The following is a 23,081-nucleotide window of genomic DNA, read 5'->3' as shown; positions in this document are numbered from 1 at the left end:
AAAAAGGAGGGTGATGGAGTTGAGCCATAAAGGTACCATTCATCAAATTATTGGTCCTGTAATCGATATAAAGTTTATGCCTGAAGAAATGCCGGAACTGCTGAATGCTGTAATAATTCCTTTCCAAGACAAGGAAATCGTTGCGGAAGTCGCTCAGCATATTGGCGACGACGTAGTAAGATGCGTAGCGCTATCCTCAACTGACGGGCTTACAAGAGGAATGGAAGCGGTTGACAGCGGAGCTCCCATCAGTGTTCCTGTCGGAAAAGAGGTTCTGGGCAGATTATTCAATGTAATAGGAGCAACCATAGACGAAAAAGGACCCGTTGAAACCGGCAAAAAGATGCCTATTCATCGAGCTGCACCTCAGTTTGACGAACAGGATACAAATGCACAGATCTTTGAAACAGGAATCAAGGTTATCGACCTGATTGCACCTTATACCAGAGGCGGTAAAGTCGGACTTTTCGGCGGTGCAGGTGTAGGTAAGACCGTACTGATTCAGGAATTGATCAGCAACATTGCAAAAGAGCATGGCGGTATTTCCGTATTTGCAGGTGTTGGAGAAAGAACAAGAGAAGGTAATGACCTCTATTATGAAATGATAGAATCAGGTGTTATCAATAAGACTGCCATGGTATTCGGACAAATGAACGAACCCCCTGGGGCCAGAATGAGAGTTGCTCTGACAGGACTCACCATGGCCGAATATTTCAGAGATGAGGAAGGACAGGACGTACTCCTGTTTATCGATAACATCTTCCGATTCACCCAGGCAGGTTCTGAAGTATCCGCTTTGCTTGGACGTGTACCCAGTGCGGTAGGTTATCAGCCTACGCTGGCAACGGAAATGGGTGCATTACAGGAAAGAATTACTTCTACAAAGAAAGGGTCCATCACTTCAGTACAGGCCATTTACGTACCTGCAGACGACTTGACTGACCCTGCTCCTGCTACCACCTTTGCCCACCTGGATGCTACTACAGTACTTTCCAGAGCGATCACGGAGCTGGGAATTTATCCTGCTGTTGATCCGCTGGAATCCACTTCCAGAATCATGGATCCACTGATTTTAGGAGAAGAGCATTACAATACGGCAAGAGGTGTTCAGGAAGTACTGCAAAGATATAAGGATCTTCAGGATATCATCGCGATTCTTGGTATGGATGAGCTTTCAGATTCCGATAAACTGGTTGTATCCAGAGCGAGAAAAATACAGCGTTTCCTGTCCCAGCCTTTCAGCGTTGCAGAAGCGTTTCTGGGAACACCTGGTAAATATGTTACGCTTAAGGAAACCGTCAGAGGCTTTAAAGAAATCCTGGAAGGAAAGCATGACGAAATTCCGGAGTCCATGTTCCTCTTCGCAGGCGGTATTGATGAAGTAGTAGAAAGGTTCCAGAAAAATGGCTAAAAGTATGCTGTTGGAGGTAATTACTCCATCCAAACTTTTTTATAAAGGTGAAGTTGAACTGGTCATCGTCAGAACCTTAACCGGAGACGAAGGCTTCATGGCAGGTCATACCTGGGCGGTAAAGCTTTTGGATGCGGGTGAACTCTGGATTCAGGAAGCCGGCTCCAAGGAGTTTAAAGTTGCGGCTCTTGCCGGAGGCTACGTAGACGTGAAGGATGATGTCGTCATCTTTACGGATGCAGCGGAATGGCCGGAAGATATCGATCTGGAAAGAGCAAAGAATGAAAAAGCCAAAGCGGAAGAATGGCTCTGCCATCCAACCAACGATGATTATGAAATTGCACGTGCAAAAATTGCAATCGCCAAATCCCTGACCAGAATGAACGTAAAAGCCGGCGGGATTCGGCGAAAAAAATAAGGGTTTTCATTAAAAAAAGCAGTCTGCTTAAAGTTAAAACCATTTATTCTTTTTAAAATATATAGTGCTAAACAGGGCCACGGTGACACTGAGGATAATTACCGCAGGATAACCGTAGGCCCATTTATATTCCGGCAGGGGAAAATTCATACCGTACCAGCCTACAATCAAAGTCAGCGGGAGAAAAATCGAAGTGATAACGGTAAACAGCTTCATGATGCTATTTTGGCTGATATCCACCTGAGCCTGATAAGCTTCTCTCACCTGAGATACATAATCCCGTAAATTGGATACGCTGTCAGACAGCCTGTTGATCCTTGTGGTCAGGATGTGGAAATATCGGACCATTTTTTTTGTCAACAGTTCGTTTTCATTTTCTTCGATTGCTTCTGCAATATCCAGCAATTGTTCATAATACCGTTTTAAGGCCAGAAGCTTCTTCCTGAGCTTTATAATCTCCCTGGTGTAGTCCTTTTTCACAGAGGTGATCAAATACTCTTCCAGATCGGAGATTTCCTGCTCCAGCGATTCAAGATAGAGAGAGTCCCCGGCTGTCAGCTGGTCGAAAAATTCGTAAAGCACTCTCTCAAGAGTGAGACTTTTGATCTCTTTTAATTCAATCTTTGCAATAATGCCTGCGAGAATGGTATATTCTTGCTCTTCTTCGCAGATAAAAATCAAAATATTCTCCCTGACGTAAATGGATAGCTTGCTTTCCTGCTTCATCAGATTTGTTTTATCAGGGATGAGAAGGCAAATATAGTCAAAACCATCATGGCTTTCAAATTTGGAAGCCTGACCTGTAAGGCATTCGGCCAAAACCCTGTCGCTGATGCCGAGATGGGGATTCCAGGCCTCAACTTCATTCCTGTTCAGGACACCGATACACGGATACTTGCCGAGCATTTCTTCCTCTTTTAATGTATTTTTATCTACTGCTGTACCGTCCAGATAATATATCATAGAAACTCACTTTCTAAAAGAAAATAGAATATTTTATTTACAACAGAACACCTTATCCAATAGGGAACCTGTTCGTTCAAAGGGATCTATCCGATATAGATCGTACCACCGGCCAGCACCGTACCGGTCCCGCCAACCTGAATTTTCACTGTGCTTTCCTTCTCTTCAAAAGAAGAATCCTTTTGAACGGCAAGCCTGCTCAAGATTTGGGAAGGACGATTCATCGCTTCGCCTTGGATAAACGTGTTGAAGGCATTCTCTTTTATCATTCCATTTTTATAAAGGTAATATGTAAGTGCTCCGTTGGAAGTTCCTGTAGCCGCTTCCTCATTGATGCCGTAAAGAGGTGCAAAATTTCTGCAATGTGCTGTGATTTCCTCCTCGCCCATGGCAAAAGCGTGCACGCCGACTACTTGATATTTTTCCGACAGCTTTGACAAAGCGTCAAAATCGGGAGACAGCCGTGAAAGCATCTCTTGCGACGAAAGGGGCATCATGATGTCCGGCAAACCTGTGGAGATCAGTTCAGGGAATAAACGAGAAGACGAATGGAGCTCACCGCTGTAAGTTATTTTGGCAGCGTCGGCATAGGGAATTCCCATAATGGAATACAATTCATTCAGTTCCTCTTCCGACTCTATTTTACCCAAAGATACGGGGGCCCCCATATCCATCATCACAAACCGATCTTTAATATCAATATTGAGAACTCCCGCTTTGGTATGGCAGAAATAAGAATCCCGATCCTTTATTTGACCGTCGGCCAGCAAGGCAGTAAAGGCCCCGATGGTAGCATGGCCGCATAAGTCTACTTCCGCCGCAGGAGTAAAATATCTGACTTGAAATTCCTTTTCTGAGATTCTGAGGATAAAAGCAGTTTCCGAATAACGCAGCTCTTCTGCTGTTTTTCTCATCAATTCATCTTCGGGGAATTTCGCACTCTCTTCCAAAATGACAATGCCTGCAGGATTGCCGCCGAATAAAACATCGGTAAAGGCATCCACAATATAGAATTTCATAATATCACCACCTTGCCATTATTTTACATCGTCCGAAGAAAAGCTGCAATGGTGAAAACTATCAAAAAACAGTAACGCCAATCATCACTACTTCCGATGATTGGCGTTACTGAAACTCTGCATTTAACATTTCTGGTGGAACCACCTTCTTTCTCGGCTCATTGATATAGCATTTCTATATCTGGTGTTCAGGTTCCCATTTTCTATTCCCAATGATCACCCTTATCTATAGTATAGCAGAGAAAATCGAAATTGCAAGAATTTTCTGATAAAAACTTTAAATTTATTTTTAATCCGTCTGGAATTGAAAACCTAGAGGAACAGGGAGCCGATCTGATATACAAGAAAGGCGAATACCCATGCTACTGAGGTTTGGAATACCATAACCAGTAAAGCGCTTCTCCAGCCTCCCATTTCACGTTTTACAGCAGCCATGGCGGCTATGCAAGGCATATAAAGCAGGGAGAAGACCAAAAAGGAATATGCCGATAACGGGGTAAAGAACTGTGATAATAGGGGAACCACAGAGCTTGGATCGCTGGCACCCAGTAGAACGGCAAAGGTGCTTACCACTGCCTCTTTGGCCGTCAGTCCCGTTACCAGCGCTGTTGCAGCTCTCCAATCTGCGAAACCGAGAGGCGAAAAAATCGGAGCGATGATTTTGCCCAGAGAGGCAAGCATACTGTCGCCGGTATTTTCAACCATATGGAAACCATAATCAAAGCTCTGCAGCATCCAGATGACAATGGTAGCGATAAAGATCAAAGTAAATGCACGCTTCAGGAAGTCCACAGCCCGTTCCCACATTTTCATGAGTACACTTTTAACTGAGGGAAGGCGGTAGGAGGGCAGTTCCATAACAAAGGGAACCGGACTCCCCTCAAAGAGGGTCTTCTTTAAAAGAAGACCTGCGGCTACAGCGACCAGCATTCCAAAAATGTAAAGGCTGATCATCACCAAAGCTTGATATTTGGCAAAAAAAGCGGCGGTAAATACGGCATAAATTGGCAGCTTTGCACTGCAAGACATAAAGGGCGTCAGCATGATGGTCATTTTCCTATCCCTTTCGCTTGGCAGTGTTCTCGTTGCCATGATGGCAGGAACGGAGCAGCCGAATCCAATCAACATGGGCACGAAGGACCTGCCGGAAAGCCCGATCTTACGAAGCAATTTATCCATAACAAAGGCAACTCTGGCCATATATCCGCTATCTTCCAGAAAAGACAGGAAGAAAAACAGAATTACAATAATCGGCAGGAAAGAAAGCACACTGCCTACTCCTGCAAAGACGCCGTTGATAATCAGAGAATGAAGGGCAGGGCTCACATCGGCCGCCGTTAGGCCGGCATCCGTAATCTGGGTGATCTTGTCGATGCCGAGGGACAGGAGATCGCTCAGAATAGAACCGAAAACCCCGAAGGTAAGCCAGAAAACTAACAGCATGGCGCAGAGGAAAATCGGCAGTGCCAGATATTTATGAGTGAGTACATTGTCGATTTGAACGGATCGCAGATGCTCTTTTGTCTGACCCGCTCTAACTACGGCATGGCTGCAAAGGGTTTCGATATAGGCATAGCGCATATCGGCCATGGCCGCCTCACGATCCGTATGAAGGTGTCCTTCCATATCTGTAACGATATGATCGATGATATCCAACTCCGGCTCCAGTAATTTCAGCTGCTTTATAACCGGTTCGTCACCTTCCACAATCTTTGTGGCAGCAAAACGCAAAGGCAAACCGGCAGCCTTTGCTTCCTCAGAAATAAGATGGGCAATGGAATGAATGGCAGCATGAACATAACCGGAACAAAAATCAAGGTTTTTCGGTCTTGCTTTATCTTCTGCACATTTAATAGCCCTGTGGGTCAATTCATCAACCCCGTCGTTCTTAACGGCGGAGATGGGAACGACGGGGATGCCAAGTTCCGCCTGGAGTTTTTGTATGTCTATGGAACTGCCGTTTCCCCGTATTTCATCCATCATGTTTAAAGCAAGGATCATGGGGATATCCAACTCCATTAACTGAAGGGTCAGGTAAAGATTTCGTTCTATATTGGTGGCATCTATTATATTAATAATGGCATCCGGCTTTTCCTGAATCAGAAAGTCCCTGGTAACCACTTCTTCCGCAGTATAAGGAGATAAGGAGTAGATTCCGGGGAGGTCAACGACGGTTACGCCTTTATGGCCGCGAACCGAACCTTCCTTTTTTTCCACCGTTACGCCGGGGAAATTTCCGACTCTCTGGTTACTGCCTGTCATCTGATTAAAAAGGGTGGTTTTACCACTGTTTGGATTCCCGATCAGTGCAAAGGTAATATTCACTCCGCCACCTCCAATACCTCGATTTTTTGAGCGTCCTCAAGACGGATGGTTAATTCGTAACTTCTTAAAAATAACTCGATAGGATCTCCAAGAGGAGCTACCTTCCGAACCATTACTTTCGTATTGGGAGTCAGTCCCATATCAAGCAGGCGCCTTCTCAAGGCACCGGTACCGCCGACTGATTGAATGATACCGGAACAGCCTGTTCTTAATTGATCTAAAGTCATTATATAAACCTCTTTCGTATTGCATGGTAATTAGCAGATGTTTCCTAAAAATAAATGGCTGCTGATGCAGCCATCTCATAATAATTTTATTGTTTCTGACGAAAGATGTCAATATTCGTCGCATAAAATAATTCGGCTTTTCCTTTCAGGTTTTCCTTGAAATTGACCGCTTCAGGGAGAGGATTTTATTTCCAGCCAAAGCGAAAATTTTTACCAGAGAGGCTATCATAAGCAGCGCCACGGAAATAGCTCCCGCCATCAGGATCGTCTCGGTTCCCACAGAAGCTGTTTCTGTAAAATTGCCTTCAAGAATAGCCAGCATGGTGTAATACATTCCTGCTCCGGGAACAAGGGGAAGGATGCCGGGTATAATAAATATGGTAGCCGCCTCCTTGAAGCCCCTGGAGAAAATGTCGCTGAGCAATGCAACGATACAGGAGCCCACAAAGCAGGCAAGAACCTTGCTGCCTCCTTCAGAGGTGAGAAAAGTATACGTAATCCATCCGCAGCCTCCTACAAAGGATGCGCTGACAAGATGCTTCTTTGGCACATGAAACAGGATGCAGAACCCCATAGTAGAACAAAAAGCAAAAATAAAAGACAATATCATAAAAAGGTACCTCCGAAGAAATCCCATATTTTAAGGGCCACTCCGACGCCTGCTGCCAATGATACCGCCACCATTACAGCTTCCATGCCCTTTGAAACGCCTGCAAGCATATCGCCAGCCAGCGTATCCCTTACCGCATTGGTAATGGCTACTCCAGGCAGAAAGATCATGATAGAGCCAATGATCAGAGCGCCTAAATTGGAGCCCAGTCCTACAGAGTAAAGGAGAAGTGCAAGGAAGGTTGCGATTGCACAGCAGGAAAAGCCCTTGATAAAGAGATTGATTTCTATTCTATCCAGTAAGATTGACAAGGTATAGCTGAAGGCACCGATGAGAAATGCACTGAGAAAATCAAAGGCATTTCCTTCGAAAATCAGCGCGAAAAAAGATGCTACCAGCGCAGCGCCGAAAATTCGAAACAAAAACGGATAGGGCTTGATGCCTGAAATCCCTTTTAAAATTTGGAGGCCTTCATCAATGGTAAGGTCAGTAGTAGTAAATACCCTTGAAAAGTGGTTGATTCGGGATATTTTTTCCAAATCTATGCTGCTCCCCCGGATTCTTTTGATGAAGGTATGCATGTCGCTGTCAGGTGACCCTTCGTCAAGAGACAAAAAAATCCCTGTAGGCGTTGCAAACACCTCTACATAGGGGATTTTGCAAGCCTTGCAAATTCTGGTGATGGTGTCCTCGACTCTGTAAATCTCAGCACCGCTTTTCATCATGAGCTCTCCGGCATGGAGAGCCAATATTAATACTTTTTTTTGTACCTGATTAATCATTCTGTGTTCCCATTCCCTTTGTTAGTTGGGACTATTATAACATTTGCACTCTTGCCTGTACAGACCCGGTAAACAGCCGAATTATTTTGTATGCGGTCTGGGGAAACAGCTGAATTATTTTGCATGTGGTCTGGGGAAACAGCTGAATTGTTTAGGATCGAAGCTTGGGGTATAATATATTCAATCACAATCTTTGAAAGTGATGTCTGAAAGGCAGGACGTCCCGGAATGAAAGAAAGGATGAGATAGATGGAAGAAAAACAAAAGGTTTTTAGAATTGGACCAATCAGACCTCCCAGTGAGGCGAACAGTCTGCTGCTGCAGATAACAGAGGGCTGTACATGGAATCGCTGCAAGTTTTGCCAGCTCTATAAACATAGTAGTTTTAAAGCATTTAGTGTTGACAGCATCAAAAATGATATTGATATGATGGCGGAATACGCTGAGATTGCAAGAAAATATCAAAGAGACGACGGCTCCTGGAATCACAAGGCATTTGCAGAGGAAATGGAATCCATGACTTATGCGGAGCAGAATTGCTTTTATATGATCTATCAATGGTTGATTAACGGCGGAGAAAATGTCTTTTTACAGGATGGAAACAGCCTGGCTCTAAGATCCCAGCGAGTTGTAGAGGTGCTAACCTATTTGCGGAAAAGATTTCCTCTTATTAAAAGAGTAACGACTTATGGAAGAGCGGAAACCCTCTCAAAGATCAGTGTAGAAGAATATAAAGAATTGAAGGCCGCAGGACTTGACAGAATACATTCCGGATTTGAGTCCGGCTCCGATAAGGTTTTGGAACTTATCAGCAAGGGTGTAACCGCAGAACAGGAAATTACAGCGGGGAAAAATATAAAGGCAGCGGGGATCGAATTGTCCGTTTACTTTATGGCAGGTGTAGGCGGAAAGGATCTTTCGGAGGAAAATGCCCTTGAAACTGCTCGCGTGGTCAGAGAAATCAATCCCGACTTTGTAAGAATACGAACGGCTGTCATAAAAGAGGGCACGGAGCTGTGGCGTGAGTATCAAAAGGGAGCTTACAAACTTTGCAGCGACAATGACAAGCTTTTGGAAATCAGGAAATTGATCGAATATTCTCAAGGATGCACCGGAATCCTGGTAAGTGATCATATCATTAATCTGATGCAGGAGGTATTCGGTCGGCTGGACCAGGACAGGGAGAAAATGCTTTCGATGATAGATCGATATTTTGCATTGCCCCCGGATGAACAACGGTTGTTCCAGCTGGCCAGACGATCGGGAATGGTATCAAGCCTGGAGGATATGAGCAAAATTCCCAAAAACAGACTTCTGCAGATGGAGCAGGTTTGCAGCCGTATTACCGATGACAGCGAATGGGATGAGAAGATAAATGAGATGATGATGAGTTATATATAGTCTCAATTGTAAGAAAAAACAGAACAAAAAATTTGAAAAATGAGATTAATTTTCTGACAATAACAAGGAACGGCAGAAAAATGAATCTCATTTTTTGTTGAAATTGCACACAAATTCAGAAAATTTTAAATTTAGTTATAAAAAATTTTTGTGTTGGCATGAATTTTGAAATGTATATAGGCAAGTTAGTTAGCTGCTCAAAAAGAGTTAGAACAAAAAACAATGAGGAGGTCATATCATGACTGTATGTAACAAAGAATTAGCTCTACAAGAAGCAAAAAGAATCGTCGGCTACATTGAAGGTGCCGAACTAACAAAAGAAGAAAAAGATACGATTGTGAAAGATTCAATCGCAAACTTTAATGAGAATGTAAATCCTGGTTGGCTGGAATACAGAAAATCAGTATCGACTGACGCCGCTTTTGTAGAGTGGACAGATTCCGTTGACCACTTTGAAGACCTTTACGGAACAGAATTTATTGACTGTCTCGGCGGTTTCGGTATCTATACCTGCGGACATAGAAATCCTGAAATTTTAAAGACAGTAAAGGCTCAGCTTGACAGATATGCATTACATAGCCAGGAATTGGTTGACCCGCTTAGAGGTTATCTTGCAAAATTAGTTGCTATGATTACTCCTGGAGATCTTCAGTATTGTTTCTTTACCAACGGTGGTGCTGAAGCTGTTGAAATGGCACTTAAACTTGCTAGACTGGCAACAGGCGGAAGATGGTACATCTCAACAGTTGGAGCATTCCATGGAAAATCCATGGGTGCCATCTCAATGGGCGGAAAAGGTGCTTATAGAGAAGACTACACTCCAATGATCCAGCAGGTTCAGCATGTGAAATACGGCGATGCTGATGCTATGGAAGTTGCCATTAAAAACCTGCAGACCGTAGGTGAAAAGGTTGCCGGGGTTATTATAGAACCGATTCAGGGTGAAGCAGGCGTTCAGATCCCTCCAATGGGATATCTGAAGGCAGTCAGAGAAATCTGCGATAAATATGGCGTGGCTATGATTGTAGATGAAATTCAGACTGGTATGGGAAGATGCGGAACCATGTTTAGATGTGAAGTGGAAAATGTAACTCCTGACATTATGACATACGGAAAAGCATTCGGCGGCGGAATTATGCCGATCACAGGTATCATTGCAAGACCAAATATGTGGGTTGATAAGCTCATTGATAATCCTTGGATTCTTGGATCTCCAACCTTCGGAGGAAATCCTCTTGCTTGCGCTGCTGCTATTTCAACAATCAAATACATGCTTGAAAACGATATTCCTAAGATGGCAAAAGAAAAAGGCGACTACTTCATGGAAAAATTAGCTGCTTTGAAAGAAAAATATCCTACCGTTTTGAAGGAAGTCAGAGGAGCCGGACTGCTGATCTGTATGGAATTCCCAGAAGCAGAAGTTGGTTATGCAGTAACAAAAGGACTTTTCGACAGACATGTTATGACTGCCGGTACTCTTGTAAATGCAAAGACAGTAAGAATAGAACCACCTGCAGTGTTGTCCTATGAAAAGATCGATACTGTTATTGCTAAGCTGGATGAATCCATTGCTGATGCAAAAAAACAATTTAAACTGTAGTAATATAAGTTCATAACAGAATAGAATCAAAATCATTCAATAAACAAGTAATAAAAAGTAAAACTCTTATAAAATCATCACAAAAAATTAAATTAATATCTAATGACAGAAAACAAAAAGGCAAAGCGGAAGTGAAAAATCTTCCGTTTTTGCTTTCTTGCAGGCTGAACGGCACTTCTGAAAAACCCACGAATTCCAACGTTTTGATAAAGGGGTAAGGGCAAATGCGGAAAAAAAGGTATACTTTTTGGGCAAATGTGGTATAATCAATATGTCTTCTTAAAAAAAGACAAAAGAAAGAGAGGGAAAAAAGATATGACGAAAAAGCTTATATCTGTGTGGCTTTCGTTGACAATCTTACTTTTCTCATCAATTTCTATATATGCTGAAGAAAACGTACGAGGAGATTTTTTTATTAAAGATGTTGTAATTAACGGAGAGGAAATTGATAATAACCATTTACAGTTTCCATTTTTCATTTACAAAAATACCACTTATTTTCCGCTAACACCCGAAATAGGGGAAATATTTGGATTTAAAGCCGAGATGGATTTTGAAAGCCGCACACTAAAACTTTTGAAAACAGAGCCCACGCTGACAAATATCAGCGATAAGTGGAAGAAAAATAACAAGGAGGATGTTCTCACCCAGGTATTAAATGATGCGACCATATTGGTCTATGAGCTGGAATCAAAAAAATTGGGTGAAGAAAAGGATGCACAAACCTCTGATGGGGGTGTAACCGCCAGCCAAGTTACAGAAGGGACCGTAAGCGACGACGAAGTTATTGAGGTGCCTGAATTATCAGTCAGGGAGATCAATATGGAAGATCTGCCGGTGCTGATAAAGGATAAAGTGATCTACCTGCCGATTAGAGTCATGACCGGAGACGGCGGACTGGGCTGGGATGCTTATTTCGATTCTTATACAGGCATTTATGTTAGCACAAAAGATGGGGTTCCGGCCAAATCTTATTGGAAGGAATCGGAGTCAAAATATAATAAAGGTCTTGCAAGCTATATCATGAAGTATAACGGCAGCTATTCTACGGGAAAAGCACAGGAACTGGTGCAAATCTTCGAAGAAGCTGCGAAAACTTACAATATTGATGAGAAGATACTCATGGCTGTAGCGCACAAGGAAAGTACCTTCAATCCAACTGCCAGAGGCAGCAGTGGTTCACTTGGTATGATGCAGGTAATGCCTTCTACCGGTGCCAGATATGGATTGAGTACCGATCAGCTGTTGGATGCTGAGATAAGTATCAATTTCGGGGCGATGTATTTAAGTGAGAGGATCGATGCCTACGGAGGGGACCTGGTAAAAGGATTTTCAGCCTACAATCAGGGTTCTGTAGCCGTTAACAGAGGCAGCTATTCCACTAGATACGCATCAAGAATCATTGGTGCTGTAGATAGCATCAACACTTATCTGACCACGAACGGTTACGGGTTAGGTAACGAATAATAAAAAACATGACAAATAAAGCATATAAATATAGAAATTAAGAAAAAGCCGAGGCATTTCCTCGGCTTTTTTCTTATTCCTGTACAAAAGAAAAAACTTAAATATTCGTATTTTATGTTTGAAATATACATAAAAAGCTGTTATTATAAAAATATAAAGCGTTATTTTAATAAAAATACGAATATTAACATAAATATTAAAGCACAATGTTCGTAAAGAAGGAGGAGACTAATGGTACGCCGTATCTATGTGGAAAAGCGAAGGGGCTTTGATACTGAGGCCCAGGGATTATGTGAGGACTTGAGAGAAAACCTGCATCTTCAGCAATTGAATCTTGTGAGAGTGTTAAACCGTTATGATGTGGAAGGTATCGATGATGATACTTATCAATCGGCTAAATATACAGTTTTTGCGGAGCCTGCCATCGATAGCGCCTATGATGAAATAGTGCCTGTTGTTACGGGCTCTCAGTTTTTTGCTGTAGAATATCTTCCCGGACAATATGATCAAAGGGCGGATTCCGCAGAGCAATGTATTCGGCTTATGAATGCGGAGGCAACTCCCACTGTACGTTTTGCGCGATTGTATATACTGGAAGGCGGAGTATCGGAATCGGAACTGGCAGCAATTAAAAATTACTGTATTAATCCTGTAGACTCCAGAGAAGCTGACCTTAATAAGCCTGCTAAGCTGGCAACGGATCAGTTGGAGCCGGAGAATGTAAAAACCGTTTGCAATTTCTTATCCATGTCAGAAGAAGAGCTGGCTGACTATAGAGAAAAACAAGGCTTTGCCATGAGCCTGGAGGACTTGAAATTTGTAAGAGAGTATTTTTCAAAGGAAGAAAAAAGAGATGCCACGGTTACAGAATTAAAAGTAATTGACACTTACTGGTCCGACCACTGCAGACATACCACCTTTTTAACAAAGATAGATTTTATTTCCTTTGAGGAAGGCCCTTATTCCCATTTGATACAGACGGCCTATGAAGAGTATCTGCAAATGCGCCAGGAGGTCTACGGCAATCAGGAGAGAGACGTCTGTCTTATGGATATGGCTGTTATAGGGGCCAAATATCTGAAGAAAAAAGGTCTGGTAAAAGATCTGGACGAGTCGGATGAAATCAATGCCTGCAGTATCAAAGTCAAAGCTCTTATTGACGGACAGGAAGAAGAATGGCTTGTCATGTTTAAAAATGAAACTCATAATCACCCCACTGAAATTGAACCTTTTGGCGGCGCAGCAACATGTCTTGGCGGTGCCATCAGGGATCCTCTTTCCGGAAGGGTGTATGTATATCAGGCGATGAGAGTGACCGGAAGCGGTGATCCCAGAAAGAGTGTGGAAGAGACCTTGCCCGGTAAGCTCCCTCAGCGAAAGATTACCAGAGGCGCTGCAAAGGGATACAGTTCCTACGGAAATCAAATCGGTCTTGCTACCGGCCAGGTGGCAGAGATTTATCACGAAGGATATGTGGCAAAGCGCATGGAAGTGGGAGCCGTGATCGGAGCAGCACCTGCAAAACATGTGATTCGTAAGAAACCCGCAGAAGGAGATTATATTATCCTGGTAGGAGGCAGAACCGGAAGAGACGGATGCGGAGGAGCCACCGGTTCGTCCAAAGAGCATACGGAGGATTCGATTCTTACCTGTGGTGCGGAAGTTCAAAAAGGAAATCCTCCGGTAGAACGGAATATTCAAAGATTATTCCGTAGGGAAGAAGCCGCGAATTTAATCAAAAAATGCAATGATTTCGGTGCCGGCGGCGTTTCTGTTGCCATTGGCGAGCTTGCAGAGAGTCTCGATGTCAACCTTGATTTGGTTTTAAAGAAGTACGATGGTTTGGATGGAACGGAACTGGCGATCTCAGAATCACAGGAAAGAATGGCTGTGGTGGTTTCTGAGGAGGATTACAAAACATTTATTTCCTATGCGGAAGAAGAGAACCTGGAAGCTGTTGCTGTGGCAAGGGTGACCAATACGGGAAGATTTCGCATGTTCTGGCAAGGAAACTGCATCCTGAATTTGAGCAGGGCGTTTCTGGACACCAATGGAGTCAAGCAGGTAACTCAGGTGTCCGTTAGAGAAAGAATGAAATCGGAAACAAAATCAATTGATATGAAAGACCATTCAGGCATGGACAAATCCGCAGGATCAATGGCGGATCAAGCTTTGGAGTTTGTGAAAAGTTTAAATTGCTGCAGCCAAAAAGGTCTCGTTGAAATGTTCGACAGCACCATTGGAGCCGCTACCGTACTGATGCCTTTAGGCGGAAAATATCAGCTGTCGCCTGCTGCGGGTATGGCTGCCAAGCTTCCGGTAACAGATGGAAATACAAATACTGCTACCCTGATGACTTTTGGCTTTGATCCGGATCTTTCTACCGCCAGCCCGTATCACGGCGCTTTATATGCTGTGGTGGATTCTGTCACGAAAATCGCAGCGATGGGCGGAGATGCTTCCAAGGTGAGATTGACCTTCCAGGAATATTTCGAACGATTGGGGCAGAATGCTGAAAAATGGGCCAAACCTGTTTCTGCTTTACTGGGAGCCTTAAAAGCCCAAAAGGAGCTGGGCATCCCAGCCATTGGAGGGAAAGACAGTATGTCGGGTACCTTTATGGATCTGGAGGTACCGCCTACGTTGGTTTCATTTGCGGTAGGGGTGACAGAGGCGGAGCACGTTATATCCACTGACCTGAAGAAAACTAACAGCACACTCATCTACCTCGAAACAGAACGTGATGAAAATGGTATTTTAGATTTTAAGCAATACCGCAGAAATATGGAAAAGGTGAGAAGTTTGGCGGTAGAAGGCAAGATCCTTTCGGCTAATACTATCGGAAAAGGCGGCGTATTTCTTTCTCTCGTAAAAATGGCCGTTGGAAATCAAATCGGAGTTTCTGTGGATCGTATTCAAAAAGAAAAGCTGTTTCAAGAAAATTACGGTTCATTGATTCTGGAAATTGATAAGAGAGACAAACCGGAAAAACTTTTTGCCGGTGTGGATTATTCCGTATTGGGCACCACTAAGGAAAAACAGGAATTTGTGATTCGATTCCTGGAAGAAAAGGATGAAGAACAGGCTGAGCAAATAAAAATTTCATTAAGAGATATTTTAGATAGCTGGACCGCCCCATTGGAAGCAGTTTTCCCAACGTTGAGCAGAACGGGAGATTCTGAAAAGAAAATCGCTTCTGTTTCTTACAGCATCAGAGCTAGTCATAAACCTGCGGTCAAAATAGTGAGGCCGACTGTATACATTCCGGTATTCCCGGGAACGAACTGTGAAATGGATTCCAGGAGGGCCTTTGAAAAGGCCGGAGCCGTTACCGATGTTCAAATATTACACAATCTTACTCCGAAAAGCCTGACTGAATCGATTGAAGAAATGGCAGCACGAATTCGAAAGAGCCAGATCATTATGATTCCGGGAGGCTTTAGCGGCGGTGATGAACCGGATGGTTCCGCAAAATTTATTACTGCAGTATTCCGAAACCCGCAAATCAAGGAAGCTGTAACAGACTTGCTGGAAAACAGAGACGGTTTGATGCTTGGTATCTGCAATGGTTTCCAGGCATTGATCAAACTGGGCCTCGTTCCATACGGAAGGATAACAGACACCAGTGAAAACCATCCTACGCTGACCTACAACCAAATCGGCAGGCATGCATCCTGTCTGGTAAGAACCAGGATAGCATCGGTAAAATCACCGTGGATGGCGAATGTGGAAGTAGGAGATATTCACACAATACCTGTGTCTCACGGAGAAGGAAGATTTATTGCGAAGGATGACGTCCTGGACATGATGATAAAAAACGGTCAGATTGCAACACAGTATGTGGATCTTGACGGTGAGCCGACTCTTGACATTGCCTATAATCCGAATGATTCCACCCTTGCCGTTGAAGGGATTACTTCTCCCGATGGTAGAATATTAGGCAAAATGGGCCATTCTGAGAGAATCGGAGAGAATTTGTACAAGAATGTACCGGGCAGCTTTGACCAGAAGATCTTTGAAGCAGGAGTTTCTTATTTTAAATAAATATAGATTACTATGTAAATGGATCTTAATTGTATCCAATAAAGAGTTAGAACGTGAGAATTGACGTATTGCTAAGGTAAGCAGGGAGGTTTTTATATGAAAATTGCAATTGTAATGGGCAGTAAATCAGATTATCCGGTGATCGAAAAGGCAGAAGCCATTATCAAGGAATTCGGTGTCAGCTTTGAGACAAGAATCATATCGGCCCACAGGACACCGAGAGTTGCAGAGGATTTCGCTTCCAAGGCAGAAGAAACCGGAATCGAAGTGATTATCGCAGCAGCAGGAAAGGCCGCACACCTGGGAGGTGTCATCGCCGCATATACGCCGCTTCCGGTCATCGGCCTTCCCATCAAATCATCGACTTTGGACGGACTGGATTCACTGCTGTCCATGGTCCAGATGCCAAAGGGGATTCCGGTGGCCACCGTTGCCATAGACGGGGCCGAAAATGCTGCTTTGCTGGCAATACAGATTTTATCTCTGAAATATCCGGAGCTGAGACAGAAGATGAAGGATTATAAAAAGAAGATGGAAGAGGATATTGTGAGGATGGATCGGGAGTTTCAAAATTAGCATTTATTAGTTAGTCAAATTTCATTTATTAGTATTTAAACCGAATCATTCAACTGCCAGATCGAACTAGATCGAAGTAATTGAGTTTTGACAAGCCAAATGTCTGACTTTGTATCACGAAAATACTCACAGGTTTCTAATAATATGGTCTCGATTCGTTATTATGTCGTATAATTGGTCTGAATAGCAGATGGGCTGGAACAATACGTTGGAATGATTTTGCTTTGGTCTTATCCGAGGATGAGCTGAATTTTTAGGTAACGTCAAACACCGATTATATTACCGGTTGTTTGATGTTCTAAAAATTGCGAAACGAAGGATAAAGACCTTCAAAATCATAACCGTACTGGGATAGACCATCTGCTATCAGACCAATAGAATAAGTAAGTTTCAGAAACTAATAAATATTTTTAGGGGAGGATAAAAAAATGGAAAAATTGGAAATGTTGTATGAAGGAAAAGCAAAGAAGGTCTATCGAACGGATGACCCGAAGTTATATATCGTGGACTACAAGGATGATGCCACTGCATTTAACGGAGTAAAAAAGGGGTCCATTGCGGACAAAGGAGTTGTCAACAACACCATGTCGGCTATTATCTTTGAAATGCTGGAATCCAAGGGGATACCAACGCATCTTGTAAAGCTTTTAAGCGATCGGGAAACCCTCGTAAAGGCCGTAAAGATCCTGCCTCTTGAAGTAATCATCCGAAACGTGGCAGCAGGATCCTTCTCTAAAAGATATGGAGTTGAAGAGGGTCGGCCTCTTGCCCGTACGGTCCTGGAATTTTCCTATAAAAATGACGACCTGGGGGATCCCCTGATCAACGACGATCATATTCTGGCATTGGAACTGGCTACGGAAGAACAGCTGGCCATTGTAAAAAAATATGCATATAAAGTCAACGAAGCGTTAAAAGAATTCTTCCTGGATAAAGGTTTAAAATTGATTGACTTTAAAATCGAGTTTGGACTCTGTGACGGAGAAATCCTCCTTGCAGATGAAATTTCACCGGATACCTGCAGACTTTGGGATGTAAACACCAATGAAAAGATGGACAAAGACAGATTCAGAAGGGATCTTGGACATGTAGAAGAAACCTACCAAGAGGTATTGGCTAGAATCAAGAAATAGGAGAAGACAAATGCAAAGGCAATATGATTTCAATAAAGAATTACGGGAATTGGAAGAGGATAAAGTATTTGACGAGTGCGGTGTCGTAGGTGTATACGCTCCCGGCAAACCCGACATTGCCCGGTCGGTGTATTACGGACTTCATTCCCTGCAGCACAGAGGCCAGGAAAGCGCAGGAATCGCTTCCAATAAGGGCGGTAAGATTCAGTATTATAAAGAGATGGGTCTGGTTCAGGAGGTATTCAATGACGAGATCATTGAAAGGCTGCAAGGAGATATTTCCATTGGACATGTAAGATATTCCACCTGCGGAGAGAGTCATGCGGTAAATGCCATGCCCCTGGTTGTCTATCATAAAGGCGGCAGCTTAGCCCTTGCTCATAATGGGAATCTGGTAAATGCTATGCTTTTAAGGGAAGAGATGCAGGATCGGGGAGTTATTTTTCAGACCTCCATTGATTCCGAAATCATTGCAGCTCTCATTGCAAGATACATCAGAGACAACAGTATTGAAGATTCCATTGTAAAAACACTGGAACAGGTAAAAGGCGCATACGCTCTTGTCATTACAAGCGGAGACAAATTGATCGGAGTAAGGGATCCAAACGGCATCAGGCCCTTGTGCATCGGCAAGACTCGGGAAGGATACATTCTGTCATCCGAAAGCTGTATTTTTCCGCTGCTGGGAGCCACCTTCCTCCGGGATGTAGAGCCGGGAGAAATGATCATTATTGAGGACGGAGAGCTGAAGTCCATACGCTTTCAGAAAGGTCAGAAAAAGGCAATCTGTGCTTTTGAATATGTGTATCTGGCAAGACCCGACAGTGATATGGATGGAAAAAGCGTATATATGGCCAGAAGCCAGGCAGGCAGAATTCTTGCCAAGGAACATCCGGTTGAAGCGGACATGGTGATTGCCGTACCGGATTCAGGCACGGTGGCAGCCATTGGGTATGCGGAAGCATCCGGGATTCCTTTTGGGGAAGGGCTGATAAAAAACAGATATGTAGGCAGAACCTTTATTCAGCCGGATCAAAGGATGAGGGAACTCAGTGTAAGATTAAAGCTGAATGTACTGAAGGACAGTGTAAAAGGGAAACGGATTATCATGGTAGATGACTCTATCGTAAGGGGCACTACCAGCGGAAAGATCGTTACCATGTTAAAAGATGCAGGAGCTAAGGAGGTTCATGTAAGAGTAAGTTCTCCTCCGGTTACCCATTCCTGCCATTTTGGCATTGATACACCTAATTCGGATAAATTGGTAGCCTCCAGACATACTGTGGAGGAAATCAGGCAAATGATCGGGGCAGACAGTCTGGGATATCTAAGCATTGAAGGACTTTTGGAAGCCATCGGTATCGGAAAAGAGAAAATCTGCGTAGCCTGCTTCAACGGAAATTATCCTATGCCGCTTCCCGATGAAATAGCAAAGGATAAATGTATGACTGAGGAGAGAGAGGATTATTAAGATGAATGAGAAACTTACCTATAAGGATGCCGGGGTAGATACCAAGGAAGGGGAAAAGGCTGTTCGTCTGATGAAAACCCATGTAAAAAAGACCTTTAATGAAAATGTATTGACAGGTCTTGGCGGATTCGGAAGTCTCTTTCAATTAGACATAAAGGAAATGAAGGAACCGGTACTGGTATCCGGCACGGATGGTGTGGGAACCAAGCTGAAGATTGCTTTTTTAATGGATAAGCATGATACGGTTGGCCAGGATTGCGTGGCTATGTGTGTAAACGATATTTTATGTCAGGGCGCAAAGCCTTTATTCTTTCTGGATTATATCGCAACAGGAAAAGTAAAGGCGGAAAAGGTCTCGGACATTGTAAAAGGCATTGCAGATGGCTGTGTGGAAGCCGGTTGTGCTCTTGTAGGCGGTGAAACGGCTGAAATGCCGGACTTCTATTCCGACGGCGAATACGATATGGCCGGTTTCGCCGTAGGCGTCGTTGATAAGAGCAGGATGATTGACGGCAGCAAGATCAAAGAAGGAGACAAAGTCATCGGAATTGGGTCCAGCGGGATTCACAGCAACGGATATTCCCTTGTCAGAAAGCTGTTTTTTGACAAGCTTGGCCTTTCTGTGGATAATGAAATTAAGGAATTAGGGATGACTTTGGGCGAAGCGTTAATCACTCCTACGAAAATCTATACAAAAGCCTGTACTGCCGCACTGTCACATTTCCAGATAAACGGAATCGTTCACATCACAGGCGGAGGATTTTATGAGAATATTCCGCGGATCATACCCAAGGGTCTTGGCGTAAACATCCGGTACGGAAGCTGGAAGATTCCTGCTATCTTTGACTATATTCAAGATTCCGGAAATATCGAGCAGGAAGAAATGTTTTCAACCTTTAATATGGGAATCGGTATGATGATGATGGTACCGGCTGATTCTGCCGAAGCGGTTAAGGCCGAACTGATTAAGGCTGGCGAAAAAGCTGAGATTATCGGTGAGATCGTAAAAGGAGAAGGTGTGGCCATTGCGTAGTCATGAGAAATTGAAAATCTCCGTTCTGGTTTCCGGCGGCGGCACCAATCTCCAGTCGGTGATCGATCATATCGAGAGCGGATATTTGGATAAAGCGAAAATTGTCAGAGTCATATCCAGCAACTGTGACGCCTTTGCATTAAAAAGGGCTGAAAATCATAACATCAAGGGCGTTTGCATCAGTAAGGAAATGCTGCCGGATCCGAAGGAAAGGTGTGCTGCGATCATGAAGGAATTAGAGGCAGCGGGTACAGATTTGATCATTCTGGCCGGATATATGAGCATTCTGGAACCGGAGCTCATTGATCGTTACCGGGACAAGATCGTCAATATTCATCCTTCACTCATTCCCAAATACTGCGGGAAGGGCTTTTATGGGAGAAAAGTTCATGCAGCTGTGCTCGCCGGAAACGAGCTGGCTTCCGGTGCTACTGTTCATTTTGTAGACGAGGGCGTGGATACCGGAAAGATTATATTGCAGGAGCAGGTTCCGGTAAAACCCGGAGATACTCCGGAAACCTTGGCGAACAGGGTCTTGCAAATCGAACATCGAATTTTACCAGAGGCAATCAAGATGTTGTGTGATGGTAAACTTAAATAACTGATTAAACGACTAGCTTGAATTTCTGCGGGAAATGGGTTAGCCTATATAGCAAATAATGGAGGGAAGAACATGAGAGCGTTGATTAGTGTGTCAGATAAAACAGGTATTTTAGAGTTTGCTCAGGAGCTGAGCGGCCTTGGAATTACCATTATTTCCACAGGAGGAACCGCCACAAGATTGAGAGATAATGGTGTGGATGTGGTTGGTATTTCAGATGTTACAGGCTTTCCTGAGTGCCTGGACGGAAGAGTAAAAACCCTGCATCCTGCAGTCCATGGGGGAATCCTTGCCATGAGGGACAAAGCGGAGCATATGCAGCAGTTATCCGATCTGAATATTGACACGATAGATATTGTTGCCATCAACCTTTATCCCTTTAAAGAAACCATCCTAAAACCCGGAGTTACTTTAGAGGAAGCCATTGAAAATATCGACATCGGCGGACCTACCATGCTTCGCTCTGCAGCCAAAAATCATAAGGATGTTGTGGTCATCTGTGATCCTAAAGATTACGGAAAGGTGATTGCCGAATTGAAAGAATCCGGCAGTGTATCCTATGCCACAAAATATAAGCTGGCCTTAAAAGTCTTCCAGCACACCGCTGCTTATGATGCTATGATTTCCGATTATCTGAGAAAGGAAATCAATGATGAGCTTCCTGAAAATCTCACCTTAACTTTTGAAAGGGTACAGGAATTACGATATGGTGAAAATCCGCATCAGAAAGCCTATTACTATAAAGAAGTGAAACCGTATCCCGGATCTTTGGTGCATGCGGCGCAGCTTCACGGAAAAGAACTCTCATTTAACAATATCAATGATACCAACGGTGCACTTGCTGCGCTGAAGGAGTTCCAGGAACCTACGGTGGTTGCAGTCAAGCATGCCAATCCCTGCGGAGTAGGTACCGGCTATGATATCTATGATGCTTATTGCAAGGCATATAAAGCAGATCCGGTTTCCATCTACGGCGGAATCGTAGCCGCCAACAGGCCTATTGACGAGATGACTGCAGCTGAAATTAATAAAATCTTTATCGAAATCGTCATTGCTCCTGATTTTACTGAGGAAGCCATTAAAATTCTTACGGAGAAAAAGAATATCAGACTGCTTAAGCTGGACGGTATTCTTGAAAAAGCTCCTGCCGATGAACTGGACATCAAAAAGGTCAGCGGAGGGCTTTTGGTTCAGGAAAGTGATTCCGGCCTCTATGAGAAAGATGAGCTGAAAATCGTTACCGACCGCATTCCTACCGAGCGCGAGATGGAGGATCTCACCTTTGCCATGAAGGTGGTGAAACACATCAAATCCAATGGGATCGTCCTTGCAAAAGACGGAAAGACCATCGGTATAGGACCTGGACAGGTGAGCAGAATCTGGGCTGTTGAAAATTCCATACGTCAGGCTACGGACTCTACGGAGGGGGCAGTACTGGCGTCGGATGCCTTCTTCCCCTTTGACGACTGTGTTACCGCAGCAGCAAAAGCAGGTATTTCTGCAATCATTCAACCGGGAGGATCTATTCATGATGAAGAATCCATCAAGAAAGCAAATGAGTTGGGGATTGCCATGGTGTTTACCGGGGTGAGACATTTTAAACACTAATTATTTGTTAGTTAGTCAAATTTCATTTATTAGTATTTAAACCGAATCATTCAACTGCCAGATCGAAGTAGTTGAGTTTTGACAAGCCAAAGGTCTGACTTTGTATCACGAAAATACTCACAGGTTTCTAATGATATGGTCTCGATTCGTTATTTTTAACCCCAAAAACAAACGGTATCCCTAATCGGTGTTTTTGGGTTATAGCAAAACTTGAATGCCATCATTAAAAATAACATTATCTTCATCCTATATCATTGACGAAACCTGTTCGGATATTTTCTTAAATCCAAAGTTCAGCCATTGCGGCTTGGTAAAAAAGCTCGCAAAAACTAAAGCTGACAGTTTCATAGTGTACTAATACATAATCTTATTTAACTAACGGGTGGCCTGAC

18 protein-coding genes are annotated in these 23,081 nt (G+C 43.6%); 12 read left to right on the top strand and 6 right to left on the bottom strand.

The genetic code is table 11. From position 1 onward, the window contains the following. Positions 1 to 19: 19 nt before the first annotated feature. Together atpD and atpC are read left to right on the top strand one after the other, a co-directional pair. Entirely contained in the window at positions 20 to 1,411 is a 1,392-nt protein-coding gene (atpD, locus tag KCX82_RS15040; protein ID WP_405127703.1) for a F0F1 ATP synthase subunit beta, read from the top strand. After that, positions 1,404 to 1,829, top strand: coding sequence for an ATP synthase F1 subunit epsilon (gene atpC, locus KCX82_RS15035; RefSeq protein WP_227019314.1), 426 nt, complete (start codon positions 1,404 to 1,406; stop codon positions 1,827 to 1,829). Before atpD ends, atpC begins: the two co-directional genes overlap by 8 nt. Before the next feature lie 33 nt (positions 1,830 to 1,862). Here the strand turns inward: atpC and KCX82_RS15030 are convergent, their stop codons facing one another. From KCX82_RS15030 to KCX82_RS15005, 6 genes are all read right to left on the bottom strand, one after another. Next, positions 1,863 to 2,792 (bottom strand): magnesium transporter CorA family protein, encoded by a 930-nt coding sequence (locus tag KCX82_RS15030; RefSeq protein ID WP_227019313.1) that lies wholly within the window; start codon positions 2,790 to 2,792, stop codon positions 1,863 to 1,865. Positions 2,793 to 2,878: 86 nt separating this feature from the next. Beyond that, positions 2,879 to 3,811 carry a PhzF family phenazine biosynthesis protein gene (locus KCX82_RS15025; RefSeq protein ID WP_227019312.1) on the bottom strand — a complete coding sequence of 311 codons (933 nt, stop codon included), beginning with the start codon at positions 3,809 to 3,811 and terminating at the stop codon, positions 2,879 to 2,881. A 312-nt stretch (positions 3,812 to 4,123) separates the two neighbouring features. Continuing rightward, positions 4,124 to 6,136 (bottom strand): ferrous iron transport protein B, encoded by a 2,013-nt coding sequence (gene feoB / locus KCX82_RS15020; protein WP_319633358.1) that lies wholly within the window; start codon positions 6,134 to 6,136, stop codon positions 4,124 to 4,126. Further along, positions 6,133 to 6,363: a FeoA family protein gene (locus KCX82_RS15015; RefSeq protein WP_227019311.1), complete on the bottom strand. Its 231-nt coding sequence runs from the start codon at positions 6,361 to 6,363 to the stop codon at positions 6,133 to 6,135. The genes feoB and KCX82_RS15015 overlap by 4 nt, the downstream gene beginning before the upstream one ends. Positions 6,364 to 6,508: 145 nt before the next feature. Next, positions 6,509 to 6,973 (bottom strand): threonine/serine exporter family protein, encoded by a 465-nt coding sequence (locus KCX82_RS15010; RefSeq protein WP_227019310.1) that lies wholly within the window; start codon positions 6,971 to 6,973, stop codon positions 6,509 to 6,511. After that, positions 6,970 to 7,755, bottom strand: a complete 786-nt coding sequence (locus tag KCX82_RS15005; protein ID WP_227019309.1) for a threonine/serine exporter family protein — start codon at positions 7,753 to 7,755, stop codon at positions 6,970 to 6,972. Before KCX82_RS15005 ends, KCX82_RS15010 begins: the two co-directional genes overlap by 4 nt. A 249-nt stretch (positions 7,756 to 8,004) precedes the next feature. On the opposite strand from KCX82_RS15005, the gene KCX82_RS15000 reads away from it, so the two are divergent. The 10 genes from KCX82_RS15000 (at position 8,005) to purH (ending at position 22,689) form a co-directional block, all read left to right on the top strand. Then, positions 8,005 to 9,156 (top strand): radical SAM protein, encoded by a 1,152-nt coding sequence (locus KCX82_RS15000; RefSeq protein ID WP_227019308.1) that lies wholly within the window; start codon positions 8,005 to 8,007, stop codon positions 9,154 to 9,156. A gap of 238 nt (positions 9,157 to 9,394) precedes the next feature. Then, positions 9,395 to 10,756 (top strand): putrescine aminotransferase, encoded by a 1,362-nt coding sequence (locus KCX82_RS14995; RefSeq protein ID WP_227019307.1) that lies wholly within the window; start codon positions 9,395 to 9,397, stop codon positions 10,754 to 10,756. A gap of 576 nt (positions 10,757 to 11,332) precedes the next feature. Beyond that, the gene (locus KCX82_RS14990) at positions 11,333 to 12,223 is read left to right on the top strand and encodes a lytic transglycosylase domain-containing protein (protein ID WP_227019306.1); all 891 of its coding nucleotides are present in this window, start codon (positions 11,333 to 11,335) and stop codon (positions 12,221 to 12,223) included. 231 nt (positions 12,224 to 12,454) lie between these two features. Continuing rightward, positions 12,455 to 16,267 (top strand): phosphoribosylformylglycinamidine synthase, encoded by a 3,813-nt coding sequence (locus KCX82_RS14985; protein WP_227019305.1) that lies wholly within the window; start codon positions 12,455 to 12,457, stop codon positions 16,265 to 16,267. Between the two features lie 96 nt (positions 16,268 to 16,363). Then, positions 16,364 to 16,843 (top strand): 5-(carboxyamino)imidazole ribonucleotide mutase, encoded by a 480-nt coding sequence (gene purE / locus KCX82_RS14980; RefSeq protein ID WP_227019304.1) that lies wholly within the window; start codon positions 16,364 to 16,366, stop codon positions 16,841 to 16,843. Between the two features lie 428 nt (positions 16,844 to 17,271). Beyond that, positions 17,272 to 17,976, top strand: coding sequence for a phosphoribosylaminoimidazolesuccinocarboxamide synthase (purC, locus tag KCX82_RS14975; RefSeq protein WP_227019303.1), 705 nt, complete (start codon positions 17,272 to 17,274; stop codon positions 17,974 to 17,976). Positions 17,977 to 17,986: 10 nt separating this feature from the next. Beyond that, entirely contained in the window at positions 17,987 to 19,447 is a 1,461-nt protein-coding gene (gene purF / locus KCX82_RS14970) for an amidophosphoribosyltransferase (protein WP_227019302.1), read from the top strand. Between the two features lies 1 nt (position 19,448). Then, entirely contained in the window at positions 19,449 to 20,480 is a 1,032-nt protein-coding gene (purM, locus tag KCX82_RS14965; protein WP_227019301.1) for a phosphoribosylformylglycinamidine cyclo-ligase, read from the top strand. Then, positions 20,473 to 21,081 (top strand): phosphoribosylglycinamide formyltransferase, encoded by a 609-nt coding sequence (purN, locus tag KCX82_RS14960; protein WP_227019300.1) that lies wholly within the window; start codon positions 20,473 to 20,475, stop codon positions 21,079 to 21,081. Before purM ends, purN begins: the two co-directional genes overlap by 8 nt. Positions 21,082 to 21,153: 72 nt before the next feature. After that, on the top strand, positions 21,154 to 22,689 hold the full coding sequence (purH, locus tag KCX82_RS14955; protein ID WP_227019299.1) for a bifunctional phosphoribosylaminoimidazolecarboxamide formyltransferase/IMP cyclohydrolase: 1,536 nt from the start codon (positions 21,154 to 21,156) through the stop codon (positions 22,687 to 22,689). The last annotated feature ends 392 nt before the right edge of the window (positions 22,690 to 23,081 follow it).

It is taken from the genome of Sinanaerobacter chloroacetimidivorans (genome assembly GCF_018128545.1).
Lineage (GTDB): Bacteria > Bacillota > Clostridia > Peptostreptococcales > Anaerovoracaceae > Sinanaerobacter > Sinanaerobacter chloroacetimidivorans.
This window is presented reverse-complemented; position numbering and strand designations above follow the sequence as displayed.